Genomic DNA, 24,184 nt, shown 5'->3' on the forward strand with positions numbered 1-24,184 from the left:
AACCTAGCGGGGGCAACGCGCCGCTGAACAGACCTAGTTGGGCCGGTACCTCAGCACAGGATCCAGCCGGAAGTGGCCGATCCGGCACCCACACTGCCCTTTACATACACGCAGCGGCTGATCGCGCCGACGGTGACAGGCCCGGCATATCGGGTGAATCGCCCCTCTTCGCGGACAGGGACCCCACCGCGCGGCTGGATGCTCACCGCCATCCGCCGCCGCTCACCGGGGACGCGCGCCACGGTCACCGCGCAGGCCCGGTTGCGGCTCTTGTAGACGCGCACCTCACCCGTCTCGAAGGGCATGGTCCTCGCCAGCCGGCCCCCGCAGCCGTGGGCCGCCGCCTGCGCGGGCGGCGCCGCCGTGAACAGTCCGCCGACACAGAGCCACAGTGCCGCCGCGAAGACCCCCAGGGACGCGGCCCGACGGACCCGTCTCCTCCACCCCTGCAACAACCTGTCCCCCGATCGGTCGTACGCACTGCATGCGCACGCACGTACGACGCCCGAACCCCGCGGAAGGTTGCAGCACGCAAGGATCCCTCGTACGAGTGCATTCACAACTTCCCAGCGGGAGAACGGGAGTTCACACTCGAGGCGGACATTACGCTAGGTGATCGAAAACACGCTCAACGTAGCCGCGAAAGGCGCTGACATGATCGACGACCTGCTCGACCGCAAGCTGGAGCGCGCCTTCACGCACCTGGACGCCGACCGCAGCGGGGTGATCGACTCGGCCGACATCTTCGCCCTCGGATCCCGGCTGCTGTCGGCCCTCGACGAGCCGGCCGGCTCGTCCAAGGCCGAGCTGGTGATGGCCGGTCTGGCCGACTTCTGGCAGGACCTCTTCACCGAACTGGACATGGACCGGGACGGCAAGGTCACGCCCGAGGAGTACAAGCTGGGCATGACGCGCCTGTACGCGCAGGGCGGGCCCGCCTACGACAGGTCGTTCCGGCCGATGATGCGGGCGATCCTCACGATCGTCGACGCCGACGGCGACGGAGTCATCAGCCCGGAGGAGTTCCACAAGGCGCAGGGCGCCTTCGACACGGGGCTGAGCCCCGCCGACACCGAGGCGCTGTTCCAGCGGATCGACGCGGACGGGGACGGCACCCTGACGGTGGACGAACTCCTCCACGCGGTGCGCGAGTACTACACCGGCACCGACGAGGACGCCCCGGGCAACCTGCTCTTCGGCGAACTCTGAACCCTTCGCGCCGCCTCAGGCCGCGGCGCGCTCGTCCTCCCCGACGAAGGTGCGCCACAGCTCGGCGTACCGGCCGCCGCGTGCCAGGAGTTCGGCGTGGGTGCCGTCCTCCACGACCCGGCCGCGGTCCATGAGCACGACGCGGTCGGCGCGCGCGGCGGTGGTCAGCCGGTGCGCGACCACCAGGGTGGTGCGCTTGCCGGCGAGCCGGTCCGTCGCCTGGTTGACCTGGGCCTCGGTGGCCAGGTCCAGGGCGGCGGTGGCCTCGTCGAGCAGCAGCACGTCCGGGTCGACGAGCTCGGCCCGGGCCAGTGCGATCAGCTGGCGCTGCCCGGCGGAGAGGTTGCGGCCGCGTTCGGCGACGGTGTGCAGGTAGCCGCCGTCGAGGGTGGCGACCATGTCGTGGGCGCCGACCGCGCGGGCGGCTGCCTCGACCTCGGCGTCGCTCGCCTCGGGCCGCCCGTAGGCGATGGCGTCGCGGACGGTCCCCGGGAAGAGGTAGGACTCCTGGGGGACGACGCCCAGGCGGTGCCGGTACGCCGTCAGGTCGAGCTGCCGCAGATCGGCGCCGTCGGCGGTGATCCGGCCGGAGGTCGGGTCGTAGAACCGGGCCACCATCTTGACCAGCGTGGACTTGCCGGCTCCGGTCTCGCCGACGAAGGCGACGGTCTGCCCGGCGGGTATGCGCAGGCTGATTCCGGCCAGCGCCTCCCCCTTCTCGCCCCGCTCCTCCGCCGTCCCGTACTGGAAGCGGACGTCCTCGAAGGCGATCTCCCCGCGCAGCTGCGGCACCTGACGGGGCGCGTCGGGGAGCGGGGTGGTGGTGGGCTCGCGCAGCAGCCCCTGGATGCGGCCCAGGGAGACGGTGGCCTGCTGGTAGCCGTCGAAGACCTGGGAGAGCTGCTGGACGGGCGCGAAGAACAGGTCGATGTAGAGCAGGTACGCGACGAGCGCGCCGGTGGTCAGGGTCCCGGCCTCCACCCGGCCCGCGCCGACGATCAGCACGGCGGCCGCGGCGCCCGAGGACAGCAGCTGGACGAACGGGAAGTAGACGGATATCAGCCACTGGCCGCGGACCCGGGCCTCGCGGTACGAGTCGCTGCGCTCGGCGAAGCGGGCGGCGCCGGAGCCCTCGCGACGGAAGGCCTGGACGATGCGCAGGCCCGAGACGGACTCCTGGAGGTCGGCGTTGACCAGGCTGACGCGGTCGCGGGCGAGCTCGTAGGCGGCGACGGACCTGCGGCGGAAGATGATCGTGCCGACGACCAGGACGGGGAGGGTCGCGAAGACGATCAGCGCGAGCTCGACGTCGAGGACGAGCAGGGCGACGAGGATCCCGAAGAAGGTGAAGACGGAGACGACGGCGGTGACGAGCCCGGTCTGCAGGAACGAGCTCAGCGAGTCGACGTCGGTGGTCATCCGGGTCATGATCTTGCCGGTCAGCTCGCGCTCGTAGTAGTCGAGGCCGAGGCGCTGGAGCTGGGCGAAGATCTTGACGCGGAGGGCGTACAGGACGCGCTCGCCGGTACAGCCCGTCATGCGGGTCTCGGCGAACTGCGCGGCCCACTGCGCGACGACGATGGCGAGGGCGAGCCCGGCGGCCACCCAGACGGCGCCGAGCGCGGCCTGCTCGACGCCCTTGTCGATGCCGTGCCGGATCAGGATCGGCAGCAGCAGTCCGGCGCCGGCGTCCACGGCGACGAGGCCGAGGCTGATGGCGAGCGGCGCCCAGAAGCCGCGGAGCAGGCGGCGCAGGCCGTAGCTCTCCTCGGCGGCCGCGGCGCGGGTCTCGTCCACTTCGGGTTCGTCCTCGGCGGGCGGCAGTGCGGCCACCTGTGCCAGGAGTTCGGGCGTCGCCGGCATGCCGGCGACGGCCCCGGCCATGGTGTGGCCGGCTCCGGGCGCGCCGCTCGCGGCGGCGGGCGCCTGGCCGCCCTGCCCGTCGCGGCGCCGCCAGAGCTCGGGGGTGATCCCGGCCGCGACCCGGCGCTTGGCGTTGACCGGCTCGGAGTCGATCTCGGCTTCGAGCTCGATGTCCCGTTCGAGCTTGCGGTCGAGCTCGCGCTCGAACTCCGTCATCGCCGGGGCGTCCGGAGTGCGCGGCGAGCCGGCGCCGAGCGCGTCGGGGTCGGTGAGCAGCCGGCGGTAGAACGCCGAGCGGCGCTCCAGCTCCTCGTGCGTCCCGATGTCGGCGAGCCGCCCGCGGTCGAGTACGGCGATCCGGTCGGCCAGCGCGAGCGTGGAGCGGCGGTGGGCGATGAGCAGGGTGGTCCGGCCGGCCATGACGGCGCGCAGGGCCTCGTGGATCTCGTGCTCGACGCGGGCGTCCACGGCGGAGGTGGCGTCGTCGAGGAGGAGCAGCCGGGGGTCGGTGAGGATGGCCCGGGCGAGGGCGATGCGCTGGCGCTGGCCGCCGGAGAGGGTGAGCCCCTGCTCGCCGACCTTGGTGTCGTACCCGGCGGGCAGGGCCTGGATGAAGCCTTCGGCCTGGGCGGCGCGGGCGGCGGCCTCGATCTGCGCGTCGGTGGCGCCGGGGTGCCCGTAGGCGATGTTGGAGCGGATGGTGTCGGAGAAGAGGAAGGAGTCCTCCGGGACGAGCCCGATCGCGGAGCGCAGGGAGCCGTAGGTCAGCTCGCGGACGTCGTGCCCGCCGACGCGGACCACTCCGCCGTCGACGTCGTAGAAGCGGGGCAGCAGCAGCGAGACGGTGGACTTCCCGCTTCCCGAGGCACCGACGACGGCGACGGTCTCGCCTTCCTCGACGGAGAGCGAGAACCCGTCGAGGACGGGCCGCTCGGGGTCGTAGCCGAAGCGGACGTCGTCGAACTCGACTGTGGCCGGCGAGTCGGCGGGCAGCTCGTGGGTGCCCTCCTGGATGGCGGGCTCGGTGTCGATGAGCTCGAAGACCCGCTCGACGCCGGCGCGGGCCTGCTGGCCGACGGTGAGGACCATGGCGAGCATGCGGACCGGGCCGACGAGCTGGGCCAGGTAGGTGGAGAAGGCGACGAAGGTGCCGAGGGTGACCTGTCCCTCGGTGGCCATCCAGCCGCCGAGGGCCAGCATGGCGACCTGGGCGAGGGCGGGTACGGCCTGGAGGGCGGGGGTGTAGCGGGAGTTGAGGCGGATGGTCCGCATCCGTCCGGCGAACAGCCGGCGGCTCGCCGTGCGCAGCTTGCCGGTCTCCTGCTCCTCCTGGCCGAAGCCCTTGACGACGCGGACGCCGGTCACGGCCCCGTCGACGACGGTGGCGACGGCGGCGGCCTGGCCCTGGGCCCACCAGGTGGCCGGGAAGAGCTTCTTGCGGCTGCGCTTGGCGATGAACCAGAGGGCGGGGGCCATCAGCAGCGCGACGACGGTCAGCAGCGGGGACAGCCACAGCATGACCCCGAGGGATATCCCGAAGAGCAGGAAGTTCCCGATGGTCATGGGCAGCATGAAGAGCAGGCCCTGGATCAGCTGGAGGTCGGTGGTGGCCCGCCCGACGACCTGCCCGGTGGACAGCTCGTCCTGGCGGCGCCCGTCGAGGCGGGCGATGGTGGCGTACATGTCGGTGCGCAGGTCGTGCTGCACGTCGAGGGCGAGCCGCCCGCCGTAGTACCGGCGTATGTAGGTGAGCACGTAGACGAGCAGGGCGGCGGCTATGAGGAGCCCGGCCCAGGGCCCCATGGGCTTGCTCCGGTCCCCGATGACGTCGTCGATGATCACCCTGGTGACGAGCGGTACGAGCGCCATGACGGCCATGCCGGCCAGCGAGGAGCCGAGCGCGAGCAGCACGTTGCGCCTGTACCGCCAGGTGTAGGCGGCCAGCCGCTTGCCCCAGCCCTGTTTCTCCCCAGCCGCCGTCACGTGGTGCCTCCCCGTTCGTCTTGTCCTGCCGGAGTCGGCAACGCCCCGACCGGCGGATTTCATCCCGCCGCAACAATTCGAACGTGTACGCCGGGCGCCTCCGGCGCACGCGGGAAGCACCCGGACGTGGGCCGGAAGGGTTCAATCGCCGGTCGCGCCCGGGGGTCAGCCGTCCGGCGCCGCCCCGGGTGCGGGTCCGGGGACCGACGCACAGACTGGGCGCATGTCGGAGCCGCAGGAGCCGCCGGTACCGGACACGCAGGCGGCCGGCACACAGGCGCCCGGCGCGCGGGCGGGGAGCCCGTCGAAGGCGTTCCTGGAGAAGGTCGCGTACATCGCGGCACCGGGGACCATCGTCCTCGGCCTCCTCTACTACTTCGGCAGCACGTACACCGAGGCGTACTACGCCACCTTCGGCGTGCCGGCGGCCGACCTCCAGCTCTCTGTCCAGGCCTACCTGGTCAGGAGCCCGGGCGCGATCTTCTTCCCGCTCTGGTTCCTGCTGTTCTGCGGGCTGGCCGTGCTGCTGGCCCTGGGGTGGGCGGGACGGCTGCTGGCCGGGCCGCGGCAGAAGGTCCGGCGCGTGACGGTGACCCGCTGGCTGCTCGCGGCCGGACTGTTCCTGGTGCTGGCGGGCTTCCCGGTCTTCTTCTGGGAGGACCGGCTGCCGCGGCTCCCCCGGGGCTGGCCGCGCGAGTTCGTGCCCTGCCTGGCAGTGGCCCTGGGTGCCACGCTGGCGTTCTTCGCCGTCCAGTTGCGCCTGAGCGCCGGGGACCCCGACGGCCTGGAGGGGCAGCACGGTGAGAGCCGTACGGCCGACCGACTGTGGCTGACTGCCGGCGCGCTGCTCCTCGGGGTGCTGACGATGAGCCTGTTCTTCGGCATGGCGCGGTACGTGGCGATGGCCGGCCGCACCGAGGCCATGAGCGACGCCGCGGAAGGCTACGTCTCCAGCCCGAGGCTGGTCGTCTACTCCCGGGTGCCCCTGACCCATCACGCGCCGGGCATCGTCTTCGACGACCTGGGCAGCGGCAGGGCCCCGTACCGCTACCAGTACCGCGGTTTCCGCGTCCTCGCGAAGACGCCGGCCCGCTTCTACCTCGTCTCCTACCTGCCGGGGCAGCCGGAGCGCACGCTGGTGGTCCTGCCCGACGACGACACGGTCAGGATCGAGATCAGTCCGTGAGGGTCGGCTCGGAGGTGTAGGCGTCGGAGGTCGGCGACGGAGACAACGACGGCGAGGGCGGGAGGGAGGGGGAAGGCGAAAGGGAAAGGGAGGGAGACGGCGACGGTGTCTCCGTGCCCGCGGTGTCCTCGTCGCTGGGGGTGGCCTCGCCCAGTGCCTCACCGGAGATGGCGGCGGTCAGGACGTTGCCGTCGGAGGTCGTCGCGGTCAGCTCACCGGTGTAGGAGCCGGCCTCCGTCGCGATGTGCTGCACCCGGATCCGGCAGCTGCCGCCCGGCGGCAGTTCCACGCCCGTGCAGGTGTCCTCGACGATCGAGGTTTCGCCGCTGTCGGTGGTGGCGGCGATGTTCTGGACGGTGACGGGGTCGCCGCTCGGGTTGACCACCGCGACGTCCCCGTCGGCCGGCTCGCCGACCTTCGCGGTCGGCACGCTGACCTGCGAGGCGGAGGTGTCGGACCCCTGGCCCAGGAACACGGAGGACGAGGCGGCCGGGGTGCTCTCCCGGATCCCTGTCGTCGGGGTCGGGAGCGGCGTTCTGGACCCGCCGACCGACTCCGAGCCCTGGCACCCCGCGCTCGCGGCCAGCACCCCGGACACCACCGCCACGACGAGACCGCGGACGACTGCGCGCATCACGGCACCACCACCTCCGCTCCGGCTCCGATCCGGCGCCCAACGTCCCACACCCCCGCCCCACCCGGCTCGATGACACAGCGTCATCACCTGAAGGAACGCGCCCACAGGACGGCCGCACGGGCCGGGCCGTGAGGGGGCGCGGTCAGGGGTGGGTCGGGGCGAACATCTTCAGGAGGGCCGGGAGGACGATCACCGAGGGGCCGGGGGTGGCGAGGGCCTTCTTGAGGTCGGAGGCGAGGGATTCCGGGGTGGTCGTGGTCGCCGGGACGTCGAAGGACGCCGCGAGGGCGGCGAAGTCGGGGCGGGTGAGTTCCGTGCCGGTGGCGCTGCCGAAGGACTGCGTCATGTACTCGCGCAGGATGCCGTAGCCGCCGTCGTCCACGATCAGCCAGGTGACGTCGAGGTCGTGCTGGCGGGCCGTGGCCAGTTCCGCGATCGAGTACATCGCGCCGCCGTCGCCGGACACCGCCAGGACCGGTGTGCCCGGTTCGGCGACGCAGGCGCCCAGGGCCGCCGGGAAGGCGTAGCCGAGGCCGCCCGCGCCCTGCGCCGAGTGCATGGTGTTGGGGTGCTTCGCGTCGAAGGCGGACCAGGCCCAGTAGGACAGGATCGTCATGTCCCAGAAGGACGGGGAGCGCGGGGGGAGGGCGGAGCGGATCGAGGTCAGCAGCGAGCGCTCCAGGGAGACGTCCTGGCCGGCGAGGCGCGCCTCGATGTCGTCGAGGAGGAGGCGGACCCGCTCCGGGGCGGCGGGGTCCTCGCGCTCGGACACCGTCTCCAGCAGGGCTTGGAGGGCCAGCCGGGCGTCCGCGTGGATGCCGAGGGCCGGGTGGTTGGACTCCAGCTTGCCGAGGTCGGCGTCGATCTGGACGACCCGGCCCGTGGGGAAGAACGTGTGGTAGTTCGAGGAGAGTTCCCCGAGGCCCGAGCCGACGACCAGCAGGACGTCCGCGTCCTCCAGGAAGTCCGTCATGTGGCGGTCCTCCAGCCAGGACTGGAGGGAGAGCGGATGGGTCCACGGGAAGGCGCCCTTGCCGCCGAAGGTGGTGACCACGGGGGCGCCCAGGCGTTCCGCCAGCTGCTTGAGCTTGCCGGCGGCGTCGGAGCGGACGACCCCGCCGCCCGCGATGATCACCGGACGTTCGGCCGCGGAGAGCCAGTGCGCGGCCACGGCGGTAAGTTCCGGGCGGGGGGCGAGCTCGTGCGGGGTCGCGTCCATGCCCGTGACCTGGGGAATGAACGTCTCTGCGCGCAGGACGTCCTCCGGGATCTCCACCCAGACCGGGCCGTGCGGGGCGGTCAGCGCCGATTCCCAGGCCTCCGCGATGACGGAGGGGATCTGGGACGGGGTGCGGGCGCTGTGGACCGACTTCACCACGTCCCGGAAGGACGCCGACTGGTCGCGCAGCTCGTGCAGGTGGCCGCGCCGGCCCCCGCCGAGGCCCGCGACGGGGACCTGGGAGGAGATGGCGAGCACCGGGGCCGAGGCGGCGGCCGCCTCCGCGAGCGCGGGCAGCGCCATGAGCGCGCCCGGGCCGGTGGAGAGGAGGAGGGGGACCGCCTCGCCCGTGATGCGGCCGTAGGCGTCGGCGGCGAAGCCCGCGTTGTTCTCCGTACGGAGTCCGACGAGGCGCAGGTCGGAGCGCCCCACCGCGTCGAAGAGACCGAGGGCGTGCTGCCCCGGCAGCCCGAAGACGGTGGTGGCGCCCAGCGAGCGCAGCGTTTCCACGACCAGGTCCCCGCCCGTCCGCCCGGGCGGTGGGGCCAGGGCGGCGGCCGTCTGGGCCTCGGTGGGACGGAGTACCAGGTCGTGGTCGTGCGTCACGTGCGCTTACTCACCCTTCGGGTTCGCCTTCGCCGTCGCGCTGTGCTTATCGACCCTGCCTGGCGGCAGCGATCTGACGGCTCATGATCGTGGTCAGCTCGTACGCGGTGTGCGAGGCCGCGACCGAGGTGATCTCCGCGTGATCGTACGCCGGGGCCACCTCGACGACGTCCGCCGAAACCAGGTTGCAGGAGGACAGGCCGCGGATGATCTCCAGCAGCTCGCGGGAGGTCATGCCGCCCGCCTCGGGGGTGCCGGTGCCGGGCGCGTGCGCCGGGTCCAGCACGTCGATGTCGATGGAGATGTAGAGCGGGCGGTCGCCGATGCGCTGGCGCAGCTGGTCGGCGACCTCGTCGGCGCCGCGGCGGTAGACGTCCGCGGAGGTGACGATGCCGAAGCCCATCTTGGCGTCGTCGTCGAGGTCCTGCTTGCCGTACAACGGGCCGCGGGTGCCGACGTGCGAGAGCGCCTCGGTGTCGAGGATGCCCTCCTCCACCGCCCGGCGGAACGGCGTGCCGTGGGTGTACTCGGCGCCGAAGTACGTGTCCCAGGTGTCCAGGTGGGCGTCGAAGTGGAGCAGGGCCACCGGGCCGTGCTTCTTCGCGACCGAGCGGAGCAGCGGGAGGGCGATGGTGTGGTCGCCGCCGAGGGTCATCAGGCGGGAGCCGGCGCCGAGCAGCTCGTCGGCGGCGGCCTCGACCGTCTCCACGGCCTCGTTGATGTTGAAGGGGTTCACGGCGATGTCACCGGCGTCCGCGACCTGCGCGAGGGCGAAGGGGGAGGCGTCCTGCGCCGGGTTGTACGGGCGCAGCAGGCGCGAGGCCTCGCGGATGGCGTTGCCGCCGAAGCGGGCGCCGGGGCGGTAGGAGACGCCGGAGTCGAAGGGCACGCCGACGACGGCGACGTCGGCGGAGCCGACCTCGTCGAGGCGGGGCAGCCGGGCGAAGGTCGCCGGGCCCGCGTAGCGCGGGATGCGGGAGGAGTCGACGGGGCCGCGCGGCTGCGTGCTCATGGGGGGTGCCCTTCTGGAGGTCCTACAAGTGCGGTTCTTCGAGCGTAAGGCGGCGCCCACCCGGCGCGAAGTGTACGTACCATCCACAGGAGACCCCTGATCTGTACGGAGTATCCATGGAGGCCCCGCCCGCTGCCCCGTCCCCGCCCACCACGCCGGTCCCGCTCGGCGTGCTGCTGCCCGACCGCGAGCTGGGGCTGCGCCACCTCGCGGGCCCGGCCGAGGCCGATGTGCACGGGGTGCACGCCTCCGAGATGGCGGACCCGTCCCCGTACCTGCTGGGCGGCGAGCTGCTGCTGACGGCGGGGGCCGGGCTCGGCACGGATCCCGACGGCTACGTCGCCCGCCTGGCCGAGGCCGGGGTGGCGGCCCTCGGCTTCGGTGTGGCGCCCGTGCACGAGGCGGTGCCGGCCGGCCTGGCCGAGGCCTGCGCGCACCACGGGCTGCCGCTCCTGGAGGTCCCGCCGGGGACCCCCTTCAGCGCGGTGGCCCGTACGGTCTGGCGGCTGATGGCGGGGGCCCGTACGCGGGAGCTGCGCCGGGTCACCGAGGCCCAGCAGTCCCTCGCGGCGGCGGCCGCCCGGCCCGATCCGGTCCCGGCGGTGCTGTCGCGGCTGGCGGCGAGCCTGGGCGGCCACGTCACGCTCCGGCCGGACGACCGCTCCGCGGGGAACCCGCCGCCCGCCGAGGCCGCGGCGGCGCTGCGCGCGCTGCTGGCCCGCGTCGGCCGGGCGGGCGGGCCCGCGACGGCGACCGACCAGGCGGGCGGATGGCACCTCACGGCCCACGCCCTGGGCGGCCCGGGATCCGCTGCGGAGCCCGCGTCCGAGCCCGCGTCCGAGCCGAGGACGGAAGCCGTGCGGGCGCTCGGGACCGCCACGCCGGCCCGCGCCCCCGGCGACCACACGATCGCCTCGGTCGCGGCGGTGCTGCTGACCCTGCTCACCGCGCACCGCCCGGCCGGACCGGAGGCGGCGGCCCTCACCCGGCTGCTCCTCGACGGCGACCCCGCCGCGGCCCTGCCCCCCGGGCCCTGGCACGTGGTGCACGCCCGCGGCACGGGCGACCCACAGGCCCTGGCGGCCGCGCTGGGCACCGTACTGGTGGACCCGCGCGGGGATCCCGTACGCCTGCTCACCGAGCGGGAGCCGGGCGCGCGGGCCGGCTGGCGCCTCGGGGTGAGCGCCCCGGCCGCACCCGGCGCGCTGCCCGCCGCCGACGCGCAGGCCCGGCGGGCCCTGGAGCGCGCCGAGGCGGCCCGCACTCCCCTGGCCCGGCACGCCGCCCCCGGCTTCTCGGGCCTGGTCGGCGAGGCGGAGGCCCGCGCGCACGCCGCGGCCCTGCTCGCACCTCTCTCCCCCGTCCTGCGGGAGACGCTGCGGGGCTGGCTGGCGCACCACGGCGGATGGGACCGCACCGCCGCCGCCCTGGGGGTGCACCGCAACACGGTCCGCCAGCGCGTGGCCCGCTGCGCGGAGCTGCTGGGGCGGGACCTGGACGACCCGGACACCCGGATGGAGCTGTGGTTCGCCCTGCGCTGGGAGGAGCCCCCGCCGGGGCCGCCGGGGCCGGGCGGCTGAACGCTCCCCGCCGCCCGCCCCGCGGGCCCGCCGGGGACGGTGGCCGCCCCTACGATGTGCCGCATGCTCGGCAGCACGTCCGTACCGGCGCGGACCCGCCCCTTCGGTGAGCGCCTGGCGCCGGCCGCCCGGCTGCTGGTGTGCGCGACGGTCCCCTGGTTCGTGTGCGTGTGGCTCGGCACGAGCACGGCCCCCGTGCCCGCGGCCCTGCCCGCCGTCCTCATCCTGCGCGACGACGTGTTCGCGGCGCCCCGGCTGGCCCTGGAGCGGCTGGTGGGGGTGGTGGTGGGCGTGGTGCTGAGCGTGCTGGTCCTGCGCTGGCTGCCGTCGGGCTCGCTGTCGTTCCTGGTCCTCGTGGTGTGCGCCTGCGCCGCGATGTTCCTGCTGAGCCACGAAGGCTCCCCCAACCAGCAGGTCATGGTCACCGCCCTGGTGATCTACGCGACGCCGGTGCCGGGGTACCCGCTGGCCCGGCTGGAGGAGAGCGCGGTCGGCATCGCCGTCGTGGTGCTCCTCGGCCCGCTGCTGTGGCCCCCCGACCCGTACCGGGAGGCCGTGAACGGCCTGGAGGAGTACCGCACCGGGCTCGGCGCCCTGCTGGAGCGGATCGCGGCGCGGGCCGGCGCCGGGCGGCCCACCGGCCCGGCGCCGGCGGACCGCTTCGCCCGGTGGCGCCGGCCGTACGAACTGTCCGCCGCGCTGGACCGCAGGACGGGACGCCTGCTGCTCCTGCCTCCCCGGCGGGCGCCGGCCGGAGCAGCCGACACGCTCCGCCCGCGGCTGCGGCTGGCCGCGCGGACGGCGCCGGCCCTGCTGTTCCTCGCACGGGAGCTGGAGGTCCGCTCCTCCTCCCCCGACGGGGAGCCCACGGAAGCCGCGCCGGGGGGCGGCGCCGACGGGGCGGTGCGCGCCATGGCGCCGCTGGTCGGGGCGACCGCCTCGGCCCTGGACGCGGCCCTGCGCGGCGAGGACTGCACGGACCGGCTGCGGCTGGCCCGGGAGCTGGAACTGCGGCACCGGGCCGCCCATCCCGGCCGCCGTGACGCGGTCCTGCGGGCCGGGCTCCACCTCACCCACGAGGCGCTGGCCGAGCACCTCGACCCGGCCCCGGGCTGAGCCCGCCCGACCGGCGCCGCCGCCCCCGCATGAGGTCGGTCACCCACTCTGGACAGGGTGGACAACTCGCCGGTAACTTAATCTGAGCAAGCGCTTAGATTCAGGCGGCGGACTGCCGCGACCGAAGGGAGCCGGCCGTGCGCCGTACGGTGTTCAACGAGGACCACGAGGCGTTCCGCGAGACCATCCGCGCCTTCATCGAGGCCGAGGTCGTCCCCGTCTACGACGAGTGGTTCGCCGCCGGACAGGCGCCCCGCGACTTCTACTACAAGCTCGGCGAGCTGGGCGTGTTCGGCATCAACGTGCCCGAGGAGTTCGGCGGCGCGGGCCTGGACACCCACAAGTTCGAGGCCGTCCTGTACGAGGAGACCTCGCGCGCGGGCGTCAACTTCGGCGGCTCCGGCGTGCACGTGCTGCTCGCCCTGCCCTACATCAAGATGCTCGCCGACGATGAGCAGAAGAAGCGTTACCTCCCGAAGTTCGTCTCCGGTGAGGAGATGTGGGCGCTGGCGATGACCGAGCCGGGCACCGGCTCCGACGTCGCGGGCATGAAGACCACCGCCAAGCTCTCCGAGGACGGCACCCACTACGTCCTCAACGGCGCCAAGACCTTCATCACCGGTGGCGTGCACGCCGACCGCGTGATCGTCTGCGCCCGCACCTCCGCCCCGAGCGCGGAGGACCGCCGCTTCGGCATCTCCCTCTTCGCCGTGGACACCAAGTCCGAGGGCTACTCCATCGGCCGCAAGCTGGACAAGCTGGGCCTGCGCACCTCCGACACCGCCGAGCTGGCCTTCGTCGACGTGAAGGTCCCGGTCGAGGACCTGCTCGGCGAGGAGAACAAGGGCTTCTACTACCTCGGCGCGAACCTGCCGTCCGAGCGCTGGGGCATCGCCTTCGGTGCGTACGCGCAGGCCAAGGCCGCCATCCGGTTCGCCCAGCAGTACGTGACGGAGCGCACCGTCTTCGGCAAGCCGGTCGCGCACTTCCAGAACACCAAGTTCGAACTGGCCGCCTGCCAGGCCGAGGTGGACGCCGCCGAGGCCGTCGCCGACCGCGCCCTGGAGGCCCTGGACGCCGGTGAGCTGACCGCCGCCGAGGCCGCGTCCGCGAAGCTGTTCTGCACCGAGGTCGCGCACCGCGTCATCGACAAGTGCCTCCAGCTGCACGGCGGTTACGGCTACATGAACGAGTACCCGATCGCCCGCCTGTACGCCGACAACCGCGTGAACCGCATCTACGGCGGCACCAGCGAGGTCATGAAGTCCATCATCGCCAAGTCCATGGGCCTGTAAGGAATCCGGGCAACCGGGCACTTACCCTTCCCCCATGAACGAGGCACTGACGACGCTCCTCGATCTGCTCGACCTCGAGCAGATCGAGGAGAACATCTTCCGCGGTACCAGCCGTCCTTCGCTGGTACCGCGCGTGTTCGGCGGTCAGGTCGCGGCCCAGGCGCTGGTCGCGGCCGGGCGGACCGTCCCCGCGGACCGCACCGCGCACTCGCTGCACTCGTACTTCCTGCGCACCGGGGACACGGGCGCGCCCATCGTGTACTCGGTGGACCGGATCCGTGACGGCCGCTCCTTCACCACGCGCCGGGTCGTCGCCGTCCAGCACGGCCAGCCGATCTTCCACCTCTCCGCGTCGTTCCAGACGTACGAGGACGGCCTCGACCACCAGGTCGCGATGCCGTCCGCCCCGGACCCGGAGTCCCTGCCCACCGCGGCCGAGTCGCTGCCCGCGTACCGGGAGATCTTCCGCGACCCGGGCACGGTGGAGCGGCTGATCGAGACCCGCGAGGCGGTCGACCTCCGGTACGCCACGACCCCGCCCTGGGGCAGCGTCGGCGAACCGGTGGAGCCGCGCTCCCAGGTGTGGTTCCGCACCGCCGGCAAGCTGGACAGCGCTGATCCCCTGCTGCACACCTGCCTGGCCACCTACGTCTCCGACATGACCCTGCTGGACTCGGTGCTGCTCGCGCACGGCCGGGGCGGCTGGGCGGTGGGCGACGTGGTCGGCGCCTCGCTGGACCACGCGATGTGGTTCCACCGGCCGTTCCGCGCGGACGAGTGGCTGCTGTACGACCAGGAGTCGCCCTCGGCGGCGGCCGGCCGGGGCCTCGGCCAGGCCCGCATCTGGACCCAGGACGGCCGGCTGGCCGTGACCGTCATCCAGGAGGGTGTCGTCCGCGTCCCGCGGGCGTGACGGACACCGCGGCGGGGCTCAGTCCCACCAGAACCCCCAGAGGTTGCTGCCGGTGACCGCCTCGTCGGCGTAGGCCCGGATCGTGCCGGAGCCCTGCCATATGTTGTCGGGCGCGAAGGCGAAGTGTTCCGCGGCCACCGGCAGCGCCCCGGCGACCGTACGCGGCGGGGCCGCGACCGACACGTACAGCTCGTCGAAGCCGAGGGCGACGACGCGGGCGCCGAACCGGTCCTCCCAGGACCGCAGGACGGCACTGATGCGGGCGGTGTCGTTCTCGTGGTTGGTCGGCCCGCACCAGCCCATCGCCGTGGGTACGTCGGCCCCGCGGGCCGCCGGGACCAGCGCGAGCCGCGGGCTCGGCAGGGACCCGCTCCCGATCAGCTCGTCCGCCAGCTCACAGGCCGCGGCCTCCGGGTCCGCGACGTCCGGCCCACCCGCCGGCCCACCCGCCGGCCCGGACTCCGCGAGCCCCGGCCAGTCCCGGCCGAAGGGGGCGATGAGCTCCTCGCCCTCCTCCCCCTCCCCGGGGTCGGGGACCACACCGTGCCAGAACTCGCGCAGCACCGGCTCGACGTGGTGGTCGTCCGGGTCGGACATCCGCTGCGGCCGCAGCTCCCGGTCCCGCCACCACTCCTCCAGGCCGCGCCGGCCCTGGAACAGCACCGCCTGCAACCCGGCGGCGGCCAGCGCGGGGCTCCGGTGCGCGCCGAGCGCCCCGACCCCCACGGGCCCGTCGGAGACCCACAACAGCGGCTCGCCCCGCACGCTCAGCACCCCACCGGCCGGCAACTCCAGCCCCAGGGCCCGCCCTTGAGGATCGCCGACCAGCACGGACAACGAACGGTGCACCTTCGGCGACTTCGGCGTCTTCGGCGTCTTCGGCGTCTTCGGCGTCTTCGGCGTCTTCGACATACGACCGACGGTAGCCACCCCCACTGACAACGGGCCCTACGCGCCGTGCAGGTCCGCCGCGTTCAGGAGGTACGCGACCATCGGGTCGTAGAAGCGGGGGTCGCGGACGTGGTCGTCCAGGGGGATCGTCACCTGAACGGTGCCTTCCGCCTCGCCGATGAACAGGGCCGGGTCGTTGCAGTCGGCGTAGCCGACCGCGTCCAGGCCGCGCTGGGCCGCGCAGCCCGCCCAGCCGTGGTCGGCGACGACCAGGTCCGGCTGCGGGCGGTTCTCGGCCGTCAGGCCGTCCAGGATCGCGGCCATCGGCTCCGGGGAGTGGGTGTGCCACAGGGTCGCGCCCCGCTCCAGGACCGCGACGTCCGCGAACTGCCACACCGAGCCCTCGTCGGCCACCAGGCCCGCGGGGATGACGACGATCTCGCAGCCCGCGGCGCGCAGGGCCGCCGCCGTGGCCCGGTGGACGTCCAGCAGTCCGCCCGGGTGGCCGGTGGCGAACAGCACGCTCTGCCGGTCCAGCGCCGCCTTGCGCAGCCGCGCCGCCAGCCGGTCCAGACCGGCCACGGTCAGCTCCGGGTCGATGGTGTCCTGGCCGTACCGGAAGGCCGGGTCGTCCACGACCCCGCACCGCTCCGCCATCACCGCGAGGACGTCCTGCTCGTCCGTCCACCGGTCGCCCAGCTCCAGCCCGAGCCAGTAGTGCCGGTCGCCGTTGGCGAGCTTGCGGTAGTGGGAGAGGTTGTTCTCGCGCGGGGTCGCCACCTGCCCCGCGATCCGCGTACGGACCAGATGGTCGATGAGTTCGGCACGGCTCGGCGTCTCTATCGGCTTCGGCATACGGGCCATTCTGCCGCCGCCCGGGCGGAGGCGGCGCGTCCATTCCGGTCGGCGGACGCCCGGGGTCATGCCGACAGCGCCCCGAACGCCCCGTGCGCGAGGCGGCGCAGCAGCGATTCCGTCGCCTCCCGACCCAGGGCCGCCAGGTGGGGGGTGGAGTTCAGCAGGCCGAAGACCGCGTGCACGGAGACGCGCACCTCGGCCTCGACGACCTCCGGGTGCAGTTCCCGTACGACCTCCACCCACAGCTCCACGTACTGGCGCTGCAGCTGCCGCACGAGCTTGCGGTCGGCCTCCCGCAGCCTGTCGAGCTCCCGGTCGTGCAGGGTGATCAGCGCCCGGTCGTCGAGCGCGAAGTCGATGTGTCCGTCGATGAGGGAGGACAGGACCCGCTCCGGGGCGCCCGCGGCCTCCGCCACCCGGTGCCGGCCGCCGGTCAGCAGCCGTTCGCTGATGCCGACGAGCAGCTCGGCGAGCATGGCGTCCTTGCCCGCGAAGTGCCGGTAGAGGCCGGGGCCGCTGATGCCCACCGCGGCGCCTATCTCGTCGACGCCGACACCGTGGAATCCGCGCGCGGCGAAGAGGCGCGCGGCCTCACTGAGGATCTGCTCGCGACGGGTGGGGGCGGCCGCTCTGGTGCTCATGGGAAACCATTCTAGACAGGGCCGTTAGCGCTCGTTAACCTAGGCCGTACATGCGTTAACGCTTATTAACAGCGTGCACCGAGCAAGGGAGCTCGACCGATGCAGCAGGCACCAGTGCTGACGAGCGCCGCGGACCCGGCGTCCGAGGCCTGGCGGACCAACGAGGCCGCCCACCGCGAGCTGACCGAGGGCCTGCGCGCCCGGCTCGACGCGGCCCGGCTCGGCGGCGGCGAGAAGGCCCGCGCCCGCCACACCGCCCGCGGGAAGCTCCTCCCCCGCGACCGCGTGGACACCCTCCTCGACCCCGGATCGCCCTTCCTGGAGCTGGCCCCGCTGGCCGCCGAGGGCATGTACGGGGGCGCCGCCCCCGCCGCCGGGGTCATCGCGGGCATCGGCCGGGTCAGCGGCCGCGAGTGCGTGATCGTCGCGAACGACGCCACCGTCAAGGGCGGCACGTACTACCCGATGACCGTCAAGAAGCACCTCCGCGCCCAGGAGGTGGCCCTGGAGAACCGTCTCCCCTGCCTCTACCTGGTCGACTCGGGCGGCGCCTTCCTCCCCCTGCAGGACGAGGTCTTCCCCGACCGGGAGCACTTCGGCCGCATCTTCTACAACCAGGCGCGCATGTCGGGAGCCGGCATCCCGCAGATCGCCGCCGTCCTCGGCTCCTGCACGGCGGGCGGGGCGTACGTGCCCGCCATGAGCGACGAGGCCGTCATCGTCCGCAACCAGGGCACGATCTTCCTCGGCGGCCCGCCGCTGGTGAAGGCCGCCACCGGCGAGGTGGTCACGGCCGAGGAGCTCGGCGGCGGCGAGGTCCACTCGCGCGTCTCCGGCGTGACCGACCACCTCGCGGAGGACGACGCGCACGCGCTGCGGATCGTACGGAACATCGTGGCGACCCTGCCCGAGCGCGGGGCCCTGCCCTGGTCGGTCGAGGCTCCCGAGGAGCCCAAGGTGGACCCGTACGGCCTGTACGGTGCGGTCCCCGTCGACTCGCGCACCCCGTACGACGCCCGCGAGATCATCGCGCGGATCGTGGACGGCTCCCGCTTCCAGGAGTTCAAGTCCGAGTTCGGACAGACCCTGGTCACCGGCTTCGCCCGGATCCACGGACACCCGGTCGGGATCATCGCCAACAACGGCATCCTGTTCGCCGAATCCGCCCAGAAGGGCGCGCACTTCATCGAACTGTGCGACCAGCGCGGCATCCCGCTCCTCTTCCTCCAGAACATCTCGGGCTTCATGGTCGGCAAGGACTACGAGGCGGGCGGCATCGCCAAGCACGGCGCCAAGATGGTGACGGCGGTGGCCTGTACCCGGGTGCCGAAGCTGACGGTGGTGGTCGGCGGCTCGTACGGCGCCGGCAACTACTCGATGTGCGGCCGGGCGTACTCGCCCCGCTTCCTGTGGATGTGGCCCAACGCCAAGATCTCCGTGATGGGCGGGGAGCAGGCGGCCTCGGTGCTCGCCACGGTCAAGCGCGACCAGATCGAGGGCGCGGGCCAGGAGTGGCCGGCCGAGGACGAGGAGGCCTTCAAGGCCCCCGTCCGCGCGCAGTACGAGGAGCAGGGCAACGCCTACTACGCCACCGCGCGGCTGTGGGACGACGGGGTCATCGACCCGATGGAGACCCGGCAGGTGCTGGGACTGGCCCTGACCGCGTGCGCGAACGCCCCGCTGGGCGACTCGGGCTTCGGCATCTTCCGTATGTGACGTGAGGACCTCACTGATGTTCAGCACTGTTCTGGTCGCGAACCGCGGCGAGATCGCGGTCCGGGTCATCCGCACGCTGCGGGAGCTCGGCATCCGCTCCGTGGCCGTCTTCAGCGACGCCGACGCGGACGCCCGGCACGTACGGGAGGCCGACACGGCCGTCCGGATCGGCCCGGCGGCGGCCGCCGAGAGTTACCTGTCGGTGGAGCGGCTCCTCGACGCCGCCCGGCGCACGGGCGCCGAGGCCGTCCACCCGGGCTACGGCTTCCTCGCCGAGAACGCGGCCTTCGCCCAGGCCTGCGCGGACGCCGGGCTGGCCTTCATCGGGCCGCCTGCCTCCGCCATCTCCCTGATGGGCGACAAGATCCGCGCGAAGGAGACGGTGAAGGCGGCGGGTGTGCCCGTGGTCCCCGGCTCCTCCGGCAGCGGCCTGACCGACGCCGAACTGGTCACCGCCTCCAAGGAGATCGGCATGCCGGTGTTGCTGAAGCCCTCGGCGGGCGGCGGCGGCAAGGGCATGCGGCTGGTCCGCGACGAGGCGGTGCTGGCCGAGGAGATCGCGGCGGCCCGCCGCGAGGCGAAGTCCTCCTTCGGCGACGACACCCTGCTGGTGGAGCGGTGGATCGACCGGCCGCGGCACATCGAGATCCAGGTGCTGGCCGACGCCCACGGGAACGTGGTGCACCTCGGCGAGCGCGAGTGCTCGCTGCAGCGCCGGCACCAGAAGGTGATCGAGGAGGCGCCGTCGGTCCTGCTCGACGAGAAGACGCGGGCGGCGATGGGCGCGGCGGCGGTCGACGCGGCCCGCTCCTGCGGGTACGTCGGCGCGGGCACGGTGGAGTTCATCGTCCCGGGCGGGGACCCCTCCTCCTACTACTTCATGGAGATGAACACCCGCCTCCAGGTCGAGCACCCGGTGACGGAGCTGATCACCGGGCTGGACCTGGTGGAGCAGCAGCTCCGGGTGGCGGCCGGCGCCCCGCTGGGCTTCGACCAGGCCGGGGTGACGCTGACCGGGCACGCGATCGAGGCCCGCGTCTGCGCGGAGGACCCGGCGCGCGGGTTCCTGCCGTCCGGCGGTACCGTCCTGGCGCTCTCGGAGCCGGACGTCGGGGCCGTGCGCACGGACTCCGGGCTGACGGCGGGCGTGCCGGTGGGGTCGACGTACGACCCGATGCTGTCGAAGGTCATCGCGTACGGGCCCGACCGAGCGGCGGCCCTGCGGGTGCTGCGGGCGGCTCTGGCGGACACCGTGATCCTGGGTGTCCAGACCAACGCCGGGTTCCTGCGCCGCCTGCTGGCGCACCCGGACGTGGTCTCGGGCGACCTGGACACCGGGCTGGTGGAGCGCGACCTCCCGTCCCTCCTGCCGGAGGGGGTCCCGGATGAGGTGTACGCAGCGGCCGCGCTGCTGAACATCCCCCACCCCGCCCCTTCCCGAAACCCGGGCTCCGCCCCAGACCCCGGTCCTCAAACGCCGGACGGGCCGGGTAGGTGGGTCGATCCGTTCGACGCCGCCAGCGGCTGGCGCCTGGGCGGTACGCCCGCCTGGACGGTCCACCACTTGCGCCTGCCCGGCCAGGATCCGGTGCAGGTTCGTACTCGCCCCCTGGGGGCGGACTCCGAGCTGCTCGTCTCGGACTCGGCCGGGCCGAATCCAGCCCCGCCGGCGATTGAGGCGCGGGGGTCCGGGGGCAGCGCCCCCGGCGCACCGGCCCGCGGCCGGATCCTCACCCGCACCACCGACACCGTCACCATCGAACTCGACGGCGTCACGCACCGCTTCAGCCACGCCGCCTCCCCGGAGGGGACCTGGCTCGGCCGCGACGGAGACAGCTGGCACGTGCAGGCGTACGACCCCGTCGCGGCGAACCTCAGCGGGGCCGGACGCGGCGGCGCCGAGACCCTCGCCGCCCCCATGCCCGGCACCGTCACCGTCGTCAAGGTGGCCGTCGGCGACAAGGTGACGGCCGGGCAGAGCCTGCTCGTCGTCGAGGCCATGAAGATGGAGCACGTCATCTCCGCCCCGCACGCCGGCACCGTCACCGAACTGGACGTGACCCCCGGCAGCACGGTCGCGATGGACCAGGTCCTGGCCGTCGTCACCCCCGACGAGGACGAGGAGGGGGCCGCGTGAACGGGCTGCCCATGGCCGTCCCGGCCCCCGGCCTCCCGGCCCGGGTCCGGATCCACGAGGTCGGCGCGCGCGACGGGCTCCAGAACGAGAAGAGCGCCGTACCCACCGAGGTGAAGGCGGAGTTCATCCACCGCCTGGCCGCGGCCGGGCTCGGCACCGTCGAGGCCACCAGCTTCGTGCACCCCAAGTGGGTTCCGCAGCTGGCCGATGCCGAGGCGCTGTTCCCGCAGCTCGCGGACCTCGACGGGGTCGCCCTGCCCGTCCTCGTGCCCAACGAGCGCGGCCTGGACCGCGCGCTCGCCCTCGGGGCCACCCGCATCGCCGTCTTCGGCTCGGCCACCGAGACCTTCGCCTCCCGCAACCTGAACCGGACCGTCGCCGAGTCCCTCGCCATGTTCGAGCCCGTCGTGGCCCGCGCGAAGCAGGAGAAGGCGCACGTCCGCGGCTACCTCTCGATGTGCTTCGGCGACCCCTGGGAGGGCCCCGTCCCGGTCCACCAGGTCGTACGGGTCGCGAAGTCCCTGCTCGACCTCGGCTGCGACGAGCTGAGCCTCGGCGACACCATCGGCGTCGCCACCCCCGGCCACGTCCAGGAGCTGCTCAGCAGCCTGAACGAGGCGGGCGTCGGCACCGACCGCATCGGCGTGCACTTCCACGACACCTACGGCCAGGCCCTCTCCAACACCCTCGCCGCGCTCCAGCACGGCGTGACCACCGTCGACGCCTCCGCCGGCGGCCTCGGCGGATGCCCGTACGCGAAGAGCGCCACCGGCAATCTCGCGACCGAGGACCTGGTGTGGATGCTCGACGGCCTCGGCATCGAGACCGGGGTCGACCTGGCCGCCCTCACCGCCACGAGCGTGTGGATGGCCGAACAGCTGGGGCGTCCCAGCCCCTCACGTACCGTCCGCGCCCTCTCCCACAAGGAGTAGTCACACCATGTCCCTCGACCACCGGCTCACCCCTGAGCACGAGGAACTCCGCCGCACCGTCGAGGCGTTCGCGCACGACGTCGTCGCCCCGAAGATCGGCGACCTGTACGAGCGGCACGAGTTCCCGTACGAGATCGTCGCCGAGATGGGCCGCATGGGCCTGTTCGGCCTGCCCTTCCCGGAGGAGTACGGCGGCATGGGCGGGGACTACCTCGCCCTCGGCATCGCCCTGGAGGAGCTGGCCCGCGTCGACTCCTCGGTCGCCATCACCCTGGAGGCGGGCGTCTCCCTCGGCGCCATGCCGCTCTACCTCTTCGGCTCCGAGGAGCAGAAGCGGGAGTGGCTGCCGAAGATGTGCTCCGGCGAGATCCTGGGCGCCTTCGGTCTGACGGAGCCCGGCGCGGGCTCCGACGCCGGCGGCACCCGCACCACGGCCGTCAAGGACGGCGACGAGTGGGTCATCAACGGGTCGAAGTGCTTCATCACCAACTCCGGTACGGACATCACCGGTCTGGTCACGGTCACCGCCGTGACGGGCCGCAAGGCGGACGGCCGCCCGGAGATCTCCTCGATCATCGTCCCGTCCGGCACTCCGGGCTTCACGGTGGCCGCGCCCTACTCCAAGGTGGGCTGGAACTCCTCGGACACCCGTGAGCTGTCCTTCGACAACGTACGGGTGCCCCTGGCCAACCTGGTGGGCGCGGAGGGCCGCGGCTACGCCCAGTTCCTGCGGATCCTCGACGAGGGCCGGATCGCCATCTCGGCACTCGCGACCGGGCTGGCGCAGGGCTGTGTGGACGAGTCGGTGAAGTACGCCAAGGAGCGGCACGCCTTCGGCAAGGCGATCGGCGACAACCAGGCCATCCAGTTCAAGCTGGCCGACATGGAGATGCGCGCCCACATGGCCCGCATCGGCTGGCGCGACGCGGCCTCCCGGCTGGTGGCCGGCGAGCCCTTCAAGAAGGAGGCGGCGATCGCGAAGCTGTACTCCTCGACGGTCGCCGTCGACAACGCCCGTGAGGCGACCCAGATCCACGGCGGCTACGGGTTCATGAACGAGTACCCGGTGGCCCGCATGTGGCGGGATTCCAAGATCCTGGAGATCGGCGAGGGCACCAGCGAGGTCCAGCGCATGCTGATCGCCCGTGAACTGGGCTTCTCCGCCTAGTCGAAGGGTCCGTCCGGGCGCGGGCGGAGCGAGGGGGCCCTAAAAAACTTAGGGCCCCCTTATCGTTTTCGGCCAAGGTTAGGCTAACCTTCCTCACGAACGGCTCAGTGGCCGCCCGGATACGCACGAAAACGGACATCGACATGCCCAAGTCCCGAACCTCCTCCTTCACCCGCCGCGGATTCATCGCGGCAGGCGGCGCCCTCGGCCTCGTCGCGGCGCTCGCCGCATGCGGTGGCACCGACTCGGCGAAGGGCGACGGCGGCAAGGACAACGGCGCTGCGGCCTCCGGCCCCTGGACCTTCAAGGACGACCTCGGCAAGGAGGTCAGCACCAAGTCGAAGCCGAAGAACATCGTCGCCTTCACCGGCACCGCCGCCGCGCTGTACGACTACGGCGTCCCGGTCAAGGGCGTGTTCGGCCCGACCAAGACCGCCGACGGCAAGGCCGACGTCCAGGCCGGCTCGATGGACATCTCCAAGGTCGAGATCCTCGGCAACGTCTACGACGAGTTCAACGTCGAGAAGTACGCGGCCCTCCAGCCCGAGCTGCTCGTCACCAACACCTGGGACGGCACCTACTGGTACGTCCCGGAGGCCTCCAAGGACAAGATCCTGAAGCTGGCCCCGGCCGCCGCGATCTCCGTGGGCGGCGACGCCACCCTGGACAAGGCGCTGGAGCGCACCGCGGACCTCGCCAAGTCCCTGGGCGCCGACATGAACGCCCAGACCACCGTCGACGCGAAGGCCCGCTTCGAGGCCGCCGCCGCGAAGCTGCGCGAGGCCACCAAGGCCAACCCGGGCGTCAAGGTGCTCGTCGGCTCCGGCTCCGCCGACCTGTTCTACGCCTCCACCCCGGACACCTCGGCCGACCTGAAGTACTTCAAGCAGCTCGGCGTCGAGTTCGTCACCCCGGAGAAGCTGGACGAGGGCGGCTTCTTCGAGAGCCTGAGCTGGGAGAACGCCGGCAAGTACAAGGCCGACGTCATCCTGCTCGACAACCGCACCGGCACCCTGCAGCCGGAGGAGCTGAAGGCGAAGGCCACCTGGGCCGAGCTCCCGGCGGTCAAGGCCGGCCAGATCACCCCGCGCGTCACCGAGCCGATCTACTCGTACGCCAAGTGCGCCCAGATCCTCGAGGACCTCGCGAAGTCCATCCAGAACGCCAAGAAGGTCAGCTGACCCGGTCGACCCGCGGCGCCCGGTGACCCCGGGCGCCCGTA

At 73.0% G+C, this 24,184-nt stretch carries 19 protein-coding genes; 11 read left to right on the plus strand and 8 right to left on the minus strand.

Features of this window, described 5'->3' with window-relative positions; all coding sequences use genetic code 11:
* Positions 1–50: 50 nt before the first annotated feature.
* Entirely contained in the window at positions 51–305 is a 255-nt protein-coding gene (locus AB0D29_RS08050; RefSeq protein ID WP_362852701.1) for a hypothetical protein, read from the minus strand.
* A gap of 349 nt (positions 306–654) precedes the next feature.
* Here AB0D29_RS08050 and AB0D29_RS08055 point away from each other — a divergent pair, with 349 nt between their 5' ends.
* Positions 655–1,209, plus strand: coding sequence for an EF-hand domain-containing protein (locus AB0D29_RS08055; protein WP_362852702.1), 555 nt, complete (start codon positions 655–657; stop codon positions 1,207–1,209).
* A 15-nt stretch (positions 1,210–1,224) separates the two neighbouring features.
* Here AB0D29_RS08055 and AB0D29_RS08060 read toward each other — a convergent pair whose 3' ends face one another.
* The gene (locus tag AB0D29_RS08060; protein WP_362852703.1) at positions 1,225–5,055 is read right to left on the minus strand and encodes an ABC transporter ATP-binding protein; all 3,831 of its coding nucleotides are present in this window, start codon (positions 5,053–5,055) and stop codon (positions 1,225–1,227) included.
* 223 nt (positions 5,056–5,278) lie between these two features.
* Here AB0D29_RS08060 and AB0D29_RS08065 point away from each other — a divergent pair, with 223 nt between their 5' ends.
* Positions 5,279–6,241: a hypothetical protein gene (locus tag AB0D29_RS08065; protein ID WP_362852704.1), complete on the plus strand. Its 963-nt coding sequence runs from the start codon at positions 5,279–5,281 to the stop codon at positions 6,239–6,241.
* Here the strand turns inward: AB0D29_RS08065 and AB0D29_RS08070 are convergent.
* From AB0D29_RS08070 to speB, 3 genes are all read right to left on the minus strand, one after another.
* Positions 6,231–6,875 carry a hypothetical protein gene (locus tag AB0D29_RS08070; protein ID WP_362852705.1) on the minus strand — a complete coding sequence of 215 codons (645 nt, stop codon included), beginning with the start codon at positions 6,873–6,875 and terminating at the stop codon, positions 6,231–6,233. The genes AB0D29_RS08065 and AB0D29_RS08070 overlap by 11 nt on opposite strands.
* Before the next feature lie 145 nt (positions 6,876–7,020).
* Positions 7,021–8,703, minus strand: coding sequence for a thiamine pyrophosphate-binding protein (locus AB0D29_RS08075; RefSeq protein WP_362852706.1), 1,683 nt, complete (start codon positions 8,701–8,703; stop codon positions 7,021–7,023).
* A gap of 46 nt (positions 8,704–8,749) precedes the next feature.
* Positions 8,750–9,715: an agmatinase gene (gene speB / locus AB0D29_RS08080; RefSeq protein WP_362852707.1), complete on the minus strand. Its 966-nt coding sequence runs from the start codon at positions 9,713–9,715 to the stop codon at positions 8,750–8,752.
* Positions 9,716–9,831: 116 nt separating this feature from the next.
* Between speB and AB0D29_RS08085 the strand changes: the two genes are divergently transcribed.
* The 4 genes from AB0D29_RS08085 (at position 9,832) to tesB (ending at position 14,619) form a co-directional block, all read left to right on the plus strand.
* A complete protein-coding gene (locus tag AB0D29_RS08085; RefSeq protein ID WP_362852708.1) occupies positions 9,832–11,295 on the plus strand; it encodes a PucR family transcriptional regulator in 1,464 nt (487 codons plus the stop codon).
* Between the two features lie 63 nt (positions 11,296–11,358).
* On the plus strand, positions 11,359–12,411 hold the full coding sequence (locus tag AB0D29_RS08090) for an FUSC family protein (RefSeq protein ID WP_362852709.1): 1,053 nt from the start codon (positions 11,359–11,361) through the stop codon (positions 12,409–12,411).
* 137 nt (positions 12,412–12,548) lie between these two features.
* Entirely contained in the window at positions 12,549–13,706 is a 1,158-nt protein-coding gene (locus AB0D29_RS08095) for an acyl-CoA dehydrogenase family protein (protein WP_030718239.1), read from the plus strand.
* Between the two features lie 34 nt (positions 13,707–13,740).
* Entirely contained in the window at positions 13,741–14,619 is an 879-nt protein-coding gene (gene tesB, locus AB0D29_RS08100; protein ID WP_327414114.1) for an acyl-CoA thioesterase II, read from the plus strand.
* 18 nt (positions 14,620–14,637) lie between these two features.
* Here the strand turns inward: tesB and AB0D29_RS08105 are convergent, their stop codons facing one another.
* Genes AB0D29_RS08105 through AB0D29_RS08115 form a run of 3 tightly spaced genes read right to left on the minus strand, consistent with a single transcriptional unit; the run spans position 14,638 to position 17,009 of the window.
* Positions 14,638–15,531 carry a DUF4253 domain-containing protein gene (locus AB0D29_RS08105; protein ID WP_362852710.1) on the minus strand — a complete coding sequence of 298 codons (894 nt, stop codon included), beginning with the start codon at positions 15,529–15,531 and terminating at the stop codon, positions 14,638–14,640.
* A gap of 36 nt (positions 15,532–15,567) precedes the next feature.
* The gene (locus AB0D29_RS08110) at positions 15,568–16,374 is read right to left on the minus strand and encodes a phosphatase (RefSeq protein WP_362852711.1); all 807 of its coding nucleotides are present in this window, start codon (positions 16,372–16,374) and stop codon (positions 15,568–15,570) included.
* 56 nt (positions 16,375–16,430) lie between these two features.
* The gene (locus tag AB0D29_RS08115; protein ID WP_362852712.1) at positions 16,431–17,009 is read right to left on the minus strand and encodes a TetR/AcrR family transcriptional regulator; all 579 of its coding nucleotides are present in this window, start codon (positions 17,007–17,009) and stop codon (positions 16,431–16,433) included.
* A 99-nt stretch (positions 17,010–17,108) separates the two neighbouring features.
* Here AB0D29_RS08115 and AB0D29_RS08120 point away from each other — a divergent pair, with 99 nt between their 5' ends.
* The 5 genes from AB0D29_RS08120 (at position 17,109) to AB0D29_RS08140 (ending at position 24,143) form a co-directional block, all read left to right on the plus strand.
* Positions 17,109–18,725 (plus strand): carboxyl transferase domain-containing protein, encoded by a 1,617-nt coding sequence (locus tag AB0D29_RS08120; protein WP_362852713.1) that lies wholly within the window; start codon positions 17,109–17,111, stop codon positions 18,723–18,725.
* A 16-nt stretch (positions 18,726–18,741) separates the two neighbouring features.
* Positions 18,742–20,862, plus strand: a complete 2,121-nt coding sequence (locus tag AB0D29_RS08125; protein ID WP_362852714.1) for a biotin carboxylase N-terminal domain-containing protein — start codon at positions 18,742–18,744, stop codon at positions 20,860–20,862.
* Positions 20,863–20,873: 11 nt separating this feature from the next.
* The gene (locus tag AB0D29_RS08130) at positions 20,874–21,794 is read left to right on the plus strand and encodes a hydroxymethylglutaryl-CoA lyase (protein ID WP_362852818.1); all 921 of its coding nucleotides are present in this window, start codon (positions 20,874–20,876) and stop codon (positions 21,792–21,794) included.
* A 7-nt stretch (positions 21,795–21,801) separates the two neighbouring features.
* Positions 21,802–22,962: an acyl-CoA dehydrogenase family protein gene (locus AB0D29_RS08135; protein WP_362852715.1), complete on the plus strand. Its 1,161-nt coding sequence runs from the start codon at positions 21,802–21,804 to the stop codon at positions 22,960–22,962.
* Positions 22,963–23,105: 143 nt separating this feature from the next.
* Positions 23,106–24,143 carry an ABC transporter substrate-binding protein gene (locus AB0D29_RS08140; RefSeq protein ID WP_362852716.1) on the plus strand — a complete coding sequence of 346 codons (1,038 nt, stop codon included), beginning with the start codon at positions 23,106–23,108 and terminating at the stop codon, positions 24,141–24,143.
* Positions 24,144–24,184 lie beyond the last annotated feature (41 nt).

This window comes from Streptomyces sp. NPDC048424 (assembly GCF_040651555.1).
Taxonomy (GTDB): Bacteria; Actinomycetota; Actinomycetes; order Streptomycetales; family Streptomycetaceae; genus Streptomyces.